Annotated in this window: 10 protein-coding genes and 6 pseudogenes; 9 read left to right on the plus strand and 7 right to left on the minus strand. The window is 57.4% G+C overall.

The window, feature by feature from the left end:
* Together ELH03_RS32755 and ELH03_RS32765 are read left to right on the plus strand one after the other, a co-directional pair.
* Window positions 1–323 (plus strand): transposase (locus ELH03_RS32755; protein ID WP_130806870.1); only part of this gene is annotated, 323 nt, incomplete at its 5' end.
* Between the two features lie 269 nt (window positions 324–592).
* Entirely contained in the window at window positions 593–1,639 is a 1,047-nt protein-coding gene (locus ELH03_RS32765; RefSeq protein WP_065277604.1) for an LLM class flavin-dependent oxidoreductase, read from the plus strand.
* 49 nt (window positions 1,640–1,688) lie between these two features.
* Here ELH03_RS32765 and ELH03_RS32770 read toward each other — a convergent pair.
* The 6 genes and pseudogenes from ELH03_RS32770 to pdxR form a co-directional block, all read right to left on the minus strand.
* A pseudogene (locus ELH03_RS32770) lies at window positions 1,689–2,194 on the minus strand (IS6 family transposase); the annotation flags it as partial.
* Between the two features lie 58 nt (window positions 2,195–2,252).
* Window positions 2,253–2,953 (minus strand): annotated as a pseudogene (locus ELH03_RS38825) (transketolase); the annotation flags it as partial.
* Window positions 2,947–3,228 carry a thiamine pyrophosphate-dependent enzyme gene (locus tag ELH03_RS37775; RefSeq protein WP_176707490.1) on the minus strand — a complete coding sequence of 94 codons (282 nt, stop codon included), beginning with the start codon at window positions 3,226–3,228 and terminating at the stop codon, window positions 2,947–2,949. The gene ELH03_RS37775 and the pseudogene ELH03_RS38825, both read right to left, overlap by 7 nt.
* 62 nt (window positions 3,229–3,290) lie before the next feature.
* On the minus strand, window positions 3,291–4,241 hold the full coding sequence (locus ELH03_RS32780; RefSeq protein ID WP_130729912.1) for a PDR/VanB family oxidoreductase: 951 nt from the start codon (window positions 4,239–4,241) through the stop codon (window positions 3,291–3,293).
* A gap of 5 nt (window positions 4,242–4,246) precedes the next feature.
* Window positions 4,247–4,738, minus strand: a complete 492-nt coding sequence (locus ELH03_RS32785; protein ID WP_130806874.1) for an MOSC domain-containing protein — start codon at window positions 4,736–4,738, stop codon at window positions 4,247–4,249.
* 251 nt (window positions 4,739–4,989) lie between these two features.
* Window positions 4,990–6,471, minus strand: coding sequence for a MocR-like pyridoxine biosynthesis transcription factor PdxR (gene pdxR / locus ELH03_RS32790; RefSeq protein ID WP_065277599.1), 1,482 nt, complete (start codon window positions 6,469–6,471; stop codon window positions 4,990–4,992).
* Window positions 6,472–6,552: 81 nt separating this feature from the next.
* Here pdxR and ELH03_RS32795 point away from each other — a divergent pair, with 81 nt between their 5' ends.
* The 3 genes and pseudogenes from ELH03_RS32795 to ELH03_RS38220 all read left to right on the plus strand — a co-directional run.
* Window positions 6,553–7,788, plus strand: a complete 1,236-nt coding sequence (locus ELH03_RS32795) for a trans-sulfuration enzyme family protein (RefSeq protein WP_065277598.1) — start codon at window positions 6,553–6,555, stop codon at window positions 7,786–7,788.
* A gap of 60 nt (window positions 7,789–7,848) precedes the next feature.
* Window positions 7,849–8,247 (plus strand): annotated as a pseudogene (locus ELH03_RS32800) (dihydrodipicolinate synthase family protein); the annotation flags it as partial.
* A pseudogene (locus ELH03_RS38220) lies at window positions 8,192–8,872 on the plus strand (IS5 family transposase); the annotation flags it as partial. The pseudogenes ELH03_RS32800 and ELH03_RS38220, both read left to right, overlap by 56 nt.
* Before the next feature lie 742 nt (window positions 8,873–9,614).
* Here the strand turns inward: ELH03_RS38220 and ELH03_RS32815 are convergent.
* Window positions 9,615–10,277: a hypothetical protein gene (locus ELH03_RS32815; RefSeq protein ID WP_130660447.1), complete on the minus strand. Its 663-nt coding sequence runs from the start codon at window positions 10,275–10,277 to the stop codon at window positions 9,615–9,617.
* Window positions 10,278–10,608: 331 nt separating this feature from the next.
* Between ELH03_RS32815 and ELH03_RS32820 the strand changes: the two are divergent.
* From ELH03_RS32820 to sfnG, 4 genes and pseudogenes are all read left to right on the plus strand, one after another.
* Window positions 10,609–10,737 (plus strand): annotated as a pseudogene (locus ELH03_RS32820) (transposase); the annotation flags it as partial.
* Between the two features lie 533 nt (window positions 10,738–11,270).
* Window positions 11,271–11,489 (plus strand): helix-turn-helix domain-containing protein, encoded by a 219-nt coding sequence (locus ELH03_RS32825; RefSeq protein WP_065277596.1) that lies wholly within the window; start codon window positions 11,271–11,273, stop codon window positions 11,487–11,489.
* Between the two features lie 794 nt (window positions 11,490–12,283).
* Window positions 12,284–12,869 (plus strand): annotated as a pseudogene (gene msuE / locus ELH03_RS32835) (FMN reductase).
* A 22-nt stretch (window positions 12,870–12,891) separates the two neighbouring features.
* The gene (gene sfnG / locus ELH03_RS32840; RefSeq protein WP_130654366.1) at window positions 12,892–13,995 is read left to right on the plus strand and encodes a dimethylsulfone monooxygenase SfnG; all 1,104 of its coding nucleotides are present in this window, start codon (window positions 12,892–12,894) and stop codon (window positions 13,993–13,995) included.
* Window positions 13,996–14,046: the final 51 nt, after the last annotated feature.

The following is a 14,046-nucleotide window of genomic DNA, read 5'->3' on the forward strand; positions in this document are numbered from 1 at the left end:
CGAAGAAGCTTGCCGCCTATGCCGGGCTTGTGCCGTCGACCTATTCCTCCGGCGGCAAGACCTTCCACGGCAAGATCATCAAGCAGGGCAACAAGTGGCTGCGCTGGGCCTTCGTCGAGGCGGTAACACCTGCCATCGCCAGCGATCCGCAGCTGCGCGCCCAATACGAGCATCTGAAGATCAAAGGAGTAAACAAGGCGCGGGTTGCCATCGCGCGCAAGCTTTTGACGATCGCCTTCCAGATCCTGCGTGACCAGCGCGCCTACGAGCCGCGCGGCACCGCCACCATGGAAGGCGCGTCGACGATATCCCGGTTGTCCTGATGGCAGTCTAGCGAGCCCGGCAGGACTGGGCTGCGCTTCTCAAGGAGAATGGGAAACCGGGAGCCGAACGCCACTCTGTGACCGAAGCCCCAGGCATCAGGTCACGCATTGGAGACTGGTTCAAGAACCGAAGGACAGCAAAGCGATCTGTCCGGCGGAAAGAGAGACTTTGCCGATCGGTGCGAATGCCGGTCAAAACTTAACCGAACCCAAGGAAAAGCCGCCAAATGGTGGTGTTCTGCCCCTTGCGTTCTTTCATTGGAGACTGCATGGAGTTCGCGACATTCATTCTGGCCACCCAGCGCGGCTATCACCAAACGTCGGACAGCGTCATCCACGACGCCATTGAACAAACCGTCCTTTCTGAGCAGGCAGGCTTCGATACCGCTTGGTTCGCCGAACATCACTTTAACAACTACAGCCTGGTCCCGTCGCCGCTGATGATGGTCGCTCATTGCGCCGGCGTAACAAAAAGAATTCGTCTTGGAACCGCTGTCTGCGTCCTGCCGCTTTATCAGCCGCAGCGCTTGCTCGCCGAAATCGGTTTTGCCGATGTAGTTTCGAACGGCCGCCTCGAGCTCGGTGTTGGCTCAGGGTATCAGCAGTTCGAATTCGAGCGCTTCGGCGTCAACATTGATAACGCGCCAGCCGTGTTTTCGGAATATCTTGATATTGTGCTCAAAGGTCTTAGTCAGAAAATCTTCTCGCACAGCGGCCACTTTATGCAGATCCCTCCGACTGCGATCTCGGTCCGAACTATTCAAAAGCCCTCGCCGCCGATCTGGATCGCAACCGGGTCTCCGAGCAGTATGCGGCGGGCTTATCGTGAGAGACATAATCTCCTCGTAACCGCGCTACACAACGGATTGGAAACTTTGGGTGCTTTGCGAGGAATGATCCAGGAGGCAGCAGCTGCCGAGTTCAAGAGCCCTGGCGACGCGAAGATATCATTGCTGCGCTGCTGTTACGCGAGCGATGACGGAGCGGAGATCAACCGCTATCTCGACAACGCGCGTTTTCAGCGCCAGCTATCCGAAGCGCTTCATCAGCGTCGTCAGCAGAGCCACGATGGCTATATGCTGCAGGCAACGCCGACGCAGCAGGATTTGTCTCTCGAGACGATGCAGGAGAACCTGCCGATCGGTAGCATAAATCAAGTCATTGACCGCCTCCTGCAAGAAATCGAAATTCTGAAGCCGGACCAGATTGCGATTCAGACCCAACTGGGAGACCTCGATCAGACTACGATGCTGCGTCAGATAGAGCTCTGGGGAGATAAGATCATTCCAGCAGTCAATAGGTCCCTCAGTCGGTAGCGTCGCCTTAACTAGCGTCGGGCACAGGATTGGCCACGATGGGCCTGGGTTATGCCTCAGTCGACAGGGTGATTTCCCGCCACCTGCTCATGGCGGCGTTTTGCAGTTTTCGATATTCGGCAGTGGGTAGTCTTCTTGCGTTGAAGATGGAACAGGTTTGCGATCGGGCCATGGATGGATATGAAGCGCTGGCATTGCCCTGCCGACTTGAACCGGATCATGCCTCGTTCTCGTCGTCGAACAGCCAGATGCGAATTCTCCGCCGGTTATTCACGCCCTTATGCGAGCGATGCTAAACACTGGGCATGATTTCTCTTCTGGCTGCATTGTAGGATCTGAGCTTGTCGGTGATTATGACACGTGGCGCGACGCACTGGCCCTCCAGTAGCTTTCGCATTAGTCGGAGGGCCGCCGTCTTGTCCCGGCGGCTCTGGAGCAATGCATCGAGAACATAACCACAGCATCGACGGCCCGCCACAACCAGTATTTTCTGCCTTTGATAGCAACGACCATTTCGTCGAGATGCCATTTGTCGGCAAAACTTCCCCTGGATCGATGTCGGATGGAACGCGCATATTATCGGCCGAACTGGCAGCCCATTCCGCTGCAGTCTCGTCCCTGTCTGGCCAAAATGCTCGACACCCAAGGCTTTGACGCGATGCCCGTAGACGCCACCGATCCAGGCCAGCGTTGCGAGGTGACCATCGATCACCGTGACGACCCCGCAATCTCGCAACAGCGGCGCCAACAGACGCTCAACACAGCTCATCGCGTCGGCTTGTCCTCGCTAGCGGGCACGCTCGGCTACCTGCAACCCGGCCTTCAGCCTGTTTGCCGATATAAAGGCGAGCAGCCCGAAATCACGCCGATCTTCAGCCAGAAGACCCGTTGCCGCAATCGCGTCCGGTGACCACACCTTGGTAGGCGACAACACGGTGGCGTTCGGTCCAGGTTGGCGTAACCAGTAGGCAACAGCGACAACATCTTGCGCCACTGCTCGTGTCACGGGTCGGTTGCTCCAACGGCCGGGTAGATAGACGCAAATAAATAGATGCTCCCGTCTCGTCGCGCAGCCAAAGTCATCTCGTCGCGGTCGCCTTCGCGCTACATGTAGTCGAACGCGAAGCATGATGACCGCCAATTCGTCGACAATAGCGGTTCGAAGGCGCACAGCCCTTCCTGAGCCTACCGATCAGCGGGCGCCGATGGACTGATGGACGCCACCTTCCGGGGCAAGGCTGACCCTGACGGCGTCACGACCAGCAGGAAACGCTCATCCTAGTAGCAAGCATAACTGAGCTGATCGGCTACCCGTAAATAAATCGATCGCACACATTTTCCAGCTTTTCGCGGGTCTGATTGCCTGCCACATCTCGGATAGCGTGAGAGATCGGAGAGGTATACGGCTTGTCCGCCACCCGGTCCTGCGGCCTGAGCACCGAATAGTAGAGCGTGGTCATGTTCGTGCTCAGGGAGGCGGAAGACGCCTGATGGCCGCCGACCTTCACCTCGCCGCCTTGGCAAATGTGGTTGGCAGGGTGGATGGTCCACGAAGCGATCCAGGAGACGCATCGCTCGATCTCGTTCAAGTACGTTATTTCCGGTCTCATCCGTTCTCCCCTTGTCACCTCCGTTCCGCCAGTGCCAGACTTTACAGATCTAGCCGCAGCACACCCTTTGCGCGCGATACGCAGGGGATGAACCGGTGGCTGCGGGCGTCTTTCGACAGGACCGCATCTCTGTGGATCGGCTGGCCTTCCAGGAAGCCGCACTCGCAGGTCCCGCATACGCCGTTTTCGCAAGATGCCATCAATAACACCCCAGCCGCGCGAATTGCCGACAGCGCTGACGTGTCGGCCGGAACCGGAACCTCCGTCCCATTGCGCAGGATGATCGTGAAGGGCTCCGGTGGACTATCGTCGTTTGCGGCGGGCTGGAACGCCTCGAAATGCACCAAACCCTCCGGCCAATTTACGGTGGCTCGCGCGATTGCCGCCATGAAGCCCGGCGGACCGCAGTAATAAACCTGCGCATCGCTTTGACGGGCCGAGAGCAAGGCTTCGATATCCTGTCTTGTCTCGGGCTCGTCGTCGAAGTGAAGTCGCAGTTTGCTACCGTCGATAGCCTTCTCGATCACTGCCAAGAGGGGCGCGACCGCGCGACTGCGGGTGAAGTAGTGCAACTCGAACGGTTTGCCCTGTCGGTTCAAAACGCTTGACATCGCCAGGAGAGGCGTGATGCCGATCCCGCCTGCCAACAGCAGGACCGGCCCATGACCTTCTTTCAGCGGAAAATGGTTGCGCGGCGCAGAAACCGGCAAAACGGTGCCAACGCAAACGGCATCATGAAGCCACGCCGAGCCGCCACGACCGTCCGCCTCCCGCTTCACGGCGATCGTGTAGCGGCAGAGCTCGGCTGCGTCACCGCACAATGAATATTGGCGAACCCGCCCGTCGGGCAGGTGGACATCAACGTGAGAGCCCGGTTCGAAGGCTGGCAGTAGGGGTTTGCGCGGATGCTCGAGTTCGACGACGAACACGTCCCCCGGTTCTTTGCGGGTGGCGACAACCTTCAGCTTCATGATGATACGTGGTGATGCCATGTCGTTCACTCGTCCGACGGAAGAATGGGATCGCCGGGGCGGATGATGCCACCAACCTCGATCGCGCAATTCAGGCCGGAGCGGTTCAGAAGACCGTCGTAAAGCCCGGGAATGCCGAGCAACTCTTCGATATACTTGCAGGGAAAGTTCATCCGCGCTGCCCGAAGAATTGTTTCGCCTACCCGAAAGCGTTTGCCGACAAGATGACTGAGCGGGACGCCGCGGGTGGTCAGATTGCGTCTATGATCATCAGGCGCAAGTGCGGCTTTAAACCCCGGGATCTGTGGCTCACCTTTGGCCATCGCCTCGAGAACCTCGACCTCGATCAGCGTGACGTCGCGAACATCGGGTTTCGGTGAATAGGTTCCAGTGCCAAGATAGTAGCGGTCGCCAACAATTCCACGCCCTGCAATGAGCTGCGCTTCCGCCAGTTCTTCCATTTCGTAGGACGCTGCCGGCGCAATATGGATGTGGAGCACCTTACCCTGCCAAGTCATGCATCTGCCCTATCAAGCGAAGACCATCTCAACTTTGTTTACCGGATATTGGTGCTCGGCTGTGGAATGACAAATCCCAACAGTCATTGCGCCCGTCGCCGCTCTTCCTCAACTTTGGCGGAGAACTGGTCTTCTCGACAGTGCCAGTTTGATGACTTGTTTCTGGTCCAGTTTCAATTTTCATGCGACTGGCGGTCGTCGGGGGAAGGGCCTGTCGTGATTGTCTGGGTTTGGATATGCCGAATGCGACTTCAGAATTCTTCTGTCACTGTCTCAATCGCTATCAGAAGCAGTTGGATCCCCCGTTCAATCTGCCTCGGGCTCAAGGCTGAATAGCCCATGACAAGTCCGAGCCTGTCCTCCGTCACAGTGCCTGGTTGCGGGTCATAAAGAGGTGAGATGCAATAGACGCCAATACCGGTGCGTTGCGCGATTTGCAGCAAGCGTGTCTCGGACGATCTCGGCAATTCGTTGAACCAGACCACGACATGCAATCCGGCATCGGCACCCTCCACCGTAATCCGTTCGCCGAACGCGCGCTGCAGCGCGTTCAACAAAGTCTCCCGGCGATCTCTGTTTAGCCGCCGTACGCGCCGCACATGGCTTTCATAGCCGCCGCTTTCGATCAAGGATGCCAGGGCTTCCTGCTCGGTTACCGATGAATGCCTGTCGAACAGTTGCTTGGCGGTTGCGCATACGTCTTGCAGTTCCTGCGGGACAACGAGATATCCGATGCGCATCATCGGCGATAGCGTTTTTGAAATCGTCCCGAGATAAACGACGTTGCGTCCAGCTTTCAGACTATGGAGTGGAGGCACCGGACTGATATCGTAGCGGTACTCGCTGTCGTAGTCGTCCTCGATCACAAAGGCGTCGTTTTCCCGCGCCCATTCAAGAAGCTGATGACGGCGAGAAATTGGCATGACCCCGCCGAGCGGAAATTGATGGGAGGGGGTGACATAGGCTAGCCGGGCTCGCACAGCCTTCAGAAGTTCGGTCTGCAAGCCCTCGCCATCGACAGCTATGGAGACCGGAGAGGCGCCGGTGCTGGCGAAGATCTGGCGCGCCATGCGATAGCCGGGGTTTTCCATAACGAAGTCGCTGCCAGGGTCGAGCAGAAGCCGTGCACAAAGATCTAACCCTTGCTGAGAGCCATTCACGATGATGATTTGCTCCAGCTCGCACCGCAATGTGCGGGCGCGCCATAGATACCCCTGCAATGCTTGCCGCAACCGCAAAGATCCCCGCGGGTCGTCGTAGGCCAATCGGACCGGTCGCTGAGCGATGACCGCGTTGACGGCTTTCCTCCACGCAAGCGCCGGGAAATCGGACGGGGCGAGATCGCCATAACGGAAATCAATCATGACGGAGCTCGGCAGATAATCCAGCCACGGAGGTGTCGCCTTAAGTCGTTCGCCATAGGCCGACAGGCGCTGAGCACTCTGTTGCTCCCGCGTGGCAGCTCTCAGGCGGTGTCCGAAGGGCACGCCAGTGACCCGCGGTCGGGCTCCCTGGCGCAGTTCCACGAAACCCTCCGCCGAAAGCTGCTCGTAGGCGACCGTCACCGTCGTTCGCGAAACGCCAAGCTCGTTCGCCAGATTTCGAGATGACGGCAGTTGACCACCGGTGTCATAAACGCGGCTCACGATCTGATCCTTGAGCGCCTCGTAGATCTGGCGCGCGCCCATCTTCCTTGCGCGATCAGCTGTTGCCTGACTTGCTAACTGGACCATTTTCTTTCCGCATAACTGGCTATTTCTTGCGGACCAGTATGCTGCCACTGTGGTCGAAAGCAAAGAGGATAGCGCGAAGCAATGACTGGCAGCGGCGAACACGGCGATTTTCAGGACCACTCCGAACCGTCGCAGGGCGTGCAGCTTGGGTTTGATACCCGTGCAATCCATCACGCGTTCGATCCGGCTGGGTTCTCGAGAGCGGTCCAGCCTCCGGTCTTTATGACATCGACCTACGGCTTTGAGAGTGTGGCGGCAAATGACGCGGCGGCAGCGCTGGGCGGCAGGCTCTATGCCCGTGAATATAACCCAACGACCGAAATTCTCGAGCGAAGGCTTGCAAACCTTGAAGGAGCCGAGGCGGGTCTCGTGGTGTCGACCGGAATGGCCGCCTTCGGCACCCTGGTCCTGTCACTGTTGTCGCAAGGCGATGAGCTTGTGGTGCACAAGACGCTTTACGCCAATACGGTTGCCATGGTCGAGCAAGGTCTGCCTCGCTTCGGCATCAAGGTCGTCTCCGTTGACCTTTCGGATCCGCGCAATCTCGACGCGGCAATCACGGAGAAAACCCGCCTGGTCTATTTCGAGACCCCCGTCAATCCGCTGAGCGCTATTCTCGACATTTCGGCAATCGCAGAGCGAGCCCACAAACGGAACGTCAAAGTCACGGTCGATAGCACATTCGCCTCGCCAGCCTTGCAACGCCCGATCGAGCACGGCGCCGACATCGTGCTGCATTCTCTGACAAAATACATCAACGGTCATGGCGACACACTCGGTGGCGCCCTGCTGGGCGACGCGGAAACGCTGAATACATTGCATGAGACCGGCCTGCGCTACATCACCGGGGCGACGTTGTCGCCGCACTCCGCGTTCCTCATCATGCGCGGCCTGAAGACGCTGTCTCTGCGGATGGCGAGACATAGTGCTTCGGCGCTTTCGATCGCGCGCATGCTCGAGGCGCATCCCGCCGTCGCCTGGGTGAGTTACCCGTTCCTGGACTCCCATCCCGATCAGACGATCGCCCGCAAGCAAATGTCTGATGGGTCCGGCATGCTTGCCTTCGGCCTTCATGCTGGGTTCGACGGTGCCAGGACAATGCTCGACCGGCTACGGTTGCTCACGCGCGCTGTAAGCCTGGGTGACACCGACAGTCTCATCTATCATCCAGCCAGCATAACCCGGGCGCGCCAGTCGATCAGGAAAGACGCACACTTGATCGAAGGGGTCGGGGAAGACCTCCTCCGTCTCTCTGTCGGCCTTGAGGATGTTGGCGATCTGATCGGCGATCTGCGTCAGGCCCTTCAGGTCCTATGACGGAACTATAGCATCGCCATTCAAATATCTCAGCGAACAAGACGACTATCGGGGCATGGAATGACCTTTTTGAGTGGGCTATCTGCATTTCCTATCGCGCCCATGGACCGCGACGGCAAGATTGACGCCGAAACACTCCGCAAGCTGATTGCCCGTCTTGCCGCGGCCAAGGTCGATTCCATCAGTCTCCTCGGCAGTACCGGCACCTATATGTACTTGTCACGGGAGGAATGCCGCCGGGCTCTTGCGCTAGCGGTCGAGGAAACCGGCGGTCGCATACCAATTGTCGTGGGAGTCGGTGCTTTGAGAACCGACGAGGCCGTCAGGTTGGCTCAGGATGCCAAAGCTTTGGGTGCTACCGCAGGCCTGCTTGCCGCCGTCTCCTACGCGCCCCTCACCGTGGATGAAGTCTTCGAGCATTTCTCCACCGTTGCCCGCGAGAGCAAACTGTCAATCTGCTCGGATCGAGCCGTACTTCCCGCTATCCCACGGTATTCCGCGCGGGACGATCGACTGATTTTGAGCGGCATTATTTTCGTCTTGCGCAACGGGCTACGGTGGCGCGACGCCCTCAGGGAATATGGCCCGCACAAGACGATCTACAACCGCTTCATCCGCTGGAGCAGGCTCGGCGTGTTCAACCGATTTTTGCCTAACTGACCGCCAAATGGGGCAAGCCCGAGCCGCTGATGATCGACGCTACCCACTTGAAAGCCCACCGCACCGCAGCCAGTCTGCTAAAAAAGGGGATGTTCCCCGACGTATCGGACGCACCAAAGGCGGATTGAACTCCAAGCTGCATGCCGTCTGCGATGGCATGGTCGACCGCTCATCCTGCTTCTGAGCGACGGGCAGATGAACGACTACAAAGGGCAGCGAAAATGCCCGCCGCCTTTCCCAAAAGGCCAAGACCCTATTGCCGACAAGGGCTATGACGCCGACTGGTTTTCGGCACGCCTTGGCCGCATGCAAGATCACGGCCTTCATTCCATCTCGGGCAAACCGCAAGATCGTCATCCCACATGATTCGGCGCTCTACAAAGAGCGCCACAAGATCGAAAACATGTTCGGCAGGCTCAAGGACTAGAGGCGGATTCACACCCGATACGACCGCCGCGCACACACCTATTTCTCAAGATATGCATCGCTGCAGCCGATCGCCGACCCCGCCGATCCGGATTGAAGCAGGGTTGCCAAGCGCTTTTAAATTATGAGTTTCTGTCTCTGATCCGGGTCGCGATCCGCTCATCCACGCTCTGCTGTCGCCGCTCGAACGAGTGTAGGTTTTTGACGGAAATTTCCGAAGCAGATCACGCGTTAATGGGCACTTGTGAAGGAGGGAAGGAGGAAACGATTCTTCGCGAGGTTTCCCTCGATGGCGCCATCCCCGAGATAGCCAATAGCCACCAAGCGAGTGTTTCCACTTTACTAGCCATATGCGCCAGCTCGGGAACCAATGCGGGCGGCGTGAGTAAGGGTCCGGGTCGTAGGTTTGACACAGCACTTCGGTGCCTCTGCGCGGCCCACTCCTTCTGTCGAAGTTTAACTAGCCCCGCCTCTCGTGACGGGGCTTCCTTTTTTGGAGGTCGACTGGACCCAATGCTCAAGCCTCCAGACGGGTGCGCTCCGGTGGCGATCGCTGACCAGACCTGTCTCCTGGACGCGAAATCAGACCTCGGAGCTGCGCCCATCTCGTTTCGCGAGGGCCAAAAGGCCGCACTGACCATGCTGCGTCGTCCACTATGTCAGGGACGGCGTGGAACCGGTGCTGGGCATGCGCCGACGTCATCCGGAACCGTACGAATGTATTCGCCGCACGCCGAGTCTCATTCTGATTGATCCTCGTCCTCGAGCGGAGCCGGATTGAGTTTGCACTGCTGGATGTAGAATTGGGTGGTTTTCCAGTTGATTCTGTTCATGATGCGCGCACGTATGAAACTCTCTTCGCAATCTGCTTTTTGAGCCTGCGCATTCAGTCTTTTCAAATAATTTTCCTTGACTGCGACGTTGCAGACCTCTTCCGGCTCGCCAGAGGCGATCTCCAGTTCGTTGGGCCACGTGCCGTCCAAGAGCGAAAATCCTACACAGGTCGGCGTCCACACTATAATCTGCAAAGCTGCGTGAGCGTTGAAAGTCAGGTATATATCTGGACTGTAGGAAAGCATGCAGACCCACAGGCTGTTGACGCCCAGTTGTCGGCACAGTCCGCTCCCCACGGCGTTTCCGTAAAGAGTGAGGGCCTGGCGAATTGGAACCTGTGCCAAGGCTTCGCTCGCATAGCTGCAACAGAGAGCGGAGAAGAGCAAAAAAAATCCGCTTATCCTTTTCATGCGCGACATGGTAAAACGCAAATTAGGATCCGGCATGGTGGTTCCTTCAACAGTTCGAACGATTGCGTTGTCCCGCAATCTAGATGGCGGCGTCGCTCCCGCCGCCTCGCAATCCCTTACAAGATCTATGCCATGCGCGCCGATGGAGCTGACGAACAATTATTTGCTGCAATTTCAGTTAGGTGGGCGAAAAAACTGAATCGGGGAGGAAGAACGCGTGTCGCGAAGCCGACAAAGGTGACGATGTCGTAAGTTGATTGTCATCAACCCTATCCCAACCGAAAAACGCTGTTGGCTAGTCCTGGTGAGATCATGGATGATGATCAAGCGCCACGCCGAGGGATCCCGTGCACCAGGAAGGGGTAAGTGCCGTGCTGTTCCGCCCCGGTCAAAAATACTCCGGCCTCATCCTTGCAGGGATGACGTCCTTAGGCAGTGGTGTAGCTAGATTGCGCTGGTCATCAGTGTTTTCCGGTAGGGTTGGAAGATGATGAAGGCATCGCAGTTTTTGGAGGCGCAGAAGGCGTTCATCTTGAAGCAGGGTGATGAAGGTGTGTCGGTTGCTGAGATCTGCTGGAAAACGAGGATCAGCCAGGCTACTTACTTCAACTGGAAGAAATAGTACGCTGGCATGTTGCCGGCGGTTCCCGAAGACTTTCCTACCATCTTTCGATGTTCCTGCAGTGCTGGTTCACACCTGTTGAAGCCTTTGTAACGGAGCCGTCCTTTGTTGGCGTCGCACCGATGTCTTCCATGATTTTTTCCAACCGCTCGCCGACCTGATTTGCAAGCGTTCGACTGAGACGGCGCTTCCATCCTGACATATAGCAACCCGAAGGACGTGGATTTCAAAGGAGGCACTCGAAGCTGCCCGTCTTCAGTCCAAGCCCTTACTTGAGTGCGGCGATCAATGTCGATTGCAGCAAGACGTCACTCCACTAGCGGGCGCCAATGACGATCGCAGGAAGGATTGGCTTCTCCGGAGGCAAGGGTCGTCCATTCCTTCACCACGTCAGACCTGTACTCCATCGCACAAACTGCTAGAAAGAGCGCCCGCGGAAATTGGAGAAATCGTCGGCTACCGGACGCGGACGGTAGCGGTGGAACTAGAAAACCGTTTGTTTTCCGGCCGCCAGAAGGAAGCTCAAAGACATGAACATGGCCTCGAAGATTGCGAAATCCCCTGTTTTCCCATCCATTGGCGCCCTGCTTGCAGAGGCTCGTCAGGCTCGCGGCTATTCTTTGGACGACCTCGCAGAAACCACTGGTCTGACTGTGGCCGAGCTGACAGCTCTTGAGAGCGACGAGGATTTTGATGCTTCAAGGATAGGAAGGACCGCGGCCGCTCTAGGAGTTTTAGACAAAATTTGAAACACGCGTCGCGCTGAAGTCGTTACGCAGCTGCCATAAGGAGGGTGCCTGCCGATGGTGGAAACCCGGCCACGCGATCATCGCAGCACGGTGATCAACGAGCGATCTCACCGCATTTATTCCTCCACCAATCGCAACACTGGCGACGCGCCATATGCGCGGTACGTCTTGAGGTCGACTTGAACCATCGGGCCACGCGGCGTGTGCATGGTGAGGGTGCTGATATCGACGTCAATACCGGATTTGTGTACGTCGCGGATTGCGTCATTCATTTGTTGAAGCGCTGTACCGAGTCTTTCCTCAGCATGCTTCTGTCTCGTGAGGTAAGGTGTCATGGTTGACCTGATTGTTTGCTGCTTGTGTCGCTTATGCGTTTATTCGGGATGGCGCTACATATAGATAGGCGTTTCGGGCATACCATCGAGCATGCTCCTCTTTAGTCTAGGAATGGTGGCCCGTCGCCAAGTAACTGCTATGGCATTTCGGCCTTTTTGACTTTCGGATTATTCCGTCCAAAGGGCGGGAGGCGGGACGAAAATATGCCTCCCGATCGTTGGGAGAGCTCCGTTATGGTTCCAGCACCAGCGCATCCCATTTGGCATTGACAGTTCTTCGCTCTCGACATGGCTTTAAGCTTGTTGCGCCACATAGAACGCCATGCTGAAGTTTTTATTTCGTCCAGTCGGCGCCATTTCAAAATCAGATTCCACGATTGAAAGAAATATTGGCATCATGTCATTATCTAAAGTTCATAAAATCGATAGACTAAGACAACAAACAAAGGTGTCGCCGGCATGAAAATTCTGGGTCTTGCGGGAAACGTAAAACGACCATCGCGAACTGCCTCTCTAGTGGAAGCAACCGTGTCGGCAGCCACAGCGAAGCTAGGTCTCGACGGGCGAACTATAGAACTGGTTGACGCTGCCCCCATTCTCTTCAAGGCGCTTCGATCCGATCGGCTGGATGCGGAGGGGCGGGCGATCATCGACGCAGTCGAGGCGGCTGATGTGCTGGTTGTCGGGTCGCCGGTCTACCGGGCGTCGTATACAGGCGCCCTCAAGCATCTTTTCGATCTTGTCGACTACCGCGCACTTGCCGGAAAGCGGGTCATTCTCGCTGCCACAGGCGGCACACCGTTGCACGGCTTGATGACTGAACATCAGCTACGCCCGCTGTTCGGCTTCTTCAACGCCCTGACGCTGCCGACGTCGATCTACGCCACTGAAACCGATTTTGCGGATTATGAGATCACCAGTCCAGTGGTTCGCGAGCGTATCGAGCGCGCCGTTTCAGAACTGGCGCAGGTCCTGCCGGTCTCCGATCACACCGCTCGCTCGCGCTCATGGAAACCGTCCAGCGCTCGTCGCCGCGTCAGCCTAGCCGTTCCAAGAGGGAGTGTATCATGTCCTATGCCAGCAGAGAGCCGGTCAAATTCGCCTACTGGGTTCCCAATGTTTCGGGGGGCCTCGTCATTTCCAACATCGAGCAGCGTACGAGCTGGACAATCGACTACAACAGAAAACTGGCGCAGATCGCCGAAGCCAGCGGTTTCGATTATGCGCTGAGCCAGATCCGATTCACGGCCGGCTATGGCGCCGAATTCCAGCATGAATCTGTTTCCTTCAGCCATGCGCTGCTGGAATCGACGACGACACTGAAGGTGATCGCTGCAATCCTGCCCGGACCATGGAACCCAACACTGGCGGCCAAGCAGATTGCGACGATCAATCACCTCACCAATGGCCGTGTCGCCGTCAATGTCGTCAGTGGCTGGTTCCGCGGCGAGTTCCACGCGATTGGCGAACACTGGCTGGACCATGACGAGCGCTACCGCCGATCGGAGGAATTCATCCGCGCACTGCGCGGTATCTGGACCGAAGACAATTTTACGTTCCACGGCGATTTCTATCGCTTCAACAATTATTCGCTGAAGCCAAAGCCGATCGATCCGCAGCCGGAAATCTTCCAGGGCGGCTCTTCTCGCGCTGCGCGCGACATGGCATCGCGTGTTTCCGACTGGTATTTTACCAACGGCAACACGCCAGAGGAAATCAGCAAGCAGGTCGCCGATATTCAAGGTAAGGCAAAAGCCAACGGCCACTCGGTGCGCGTCGGCGTCAATGCCTTCGCAATCGTGCGCGAGACTGAAGAGGAAGCCCGCGCCGTTCTGGCCGAGATCATCGAAAAGGCGAATCCCGAGGCCGTCAAGGCTTTCGGCCATGAAGTGAAAAATGCCGGAAAATCCTCGCCGGAAGGTGAGGGGAACTGGGCGAAATCCTCTTTCGAGGATCTGGTTCAGTACAATGATGGTTTCCGCTCCAATCTCATCGGCACACCCCGCCAGGTCGCCGAGCGAGTTGTCGGCCTGAAGCGCGCCGGCGCCGACCTCATCCTTCTCGGCTTCCTGCATTTCCAGGAAGAGGTCGAGTATTTCGGCAAGTACGTCATCCCGTTGATCCGCGAATTGGAAGAAGCCGAAACGGCGACGGCAGTCGCCGCCGAGTAATCGCAACATGTCGAGCGGCAGGAAAGCCGGCGGCCTCAACAATGACAGGCC

Source organism: Rhizobium beringeri (genome assembly GCF_004306515.1).
In the GTDB taxonomy this organism is placed as follows: domain Bacteria; phylum Pseudomonadota; class Alphaproteobacteria; order Rhizobiales; family Rhizobiaceae; genus Rhizobium; species Rhizobium beringeri.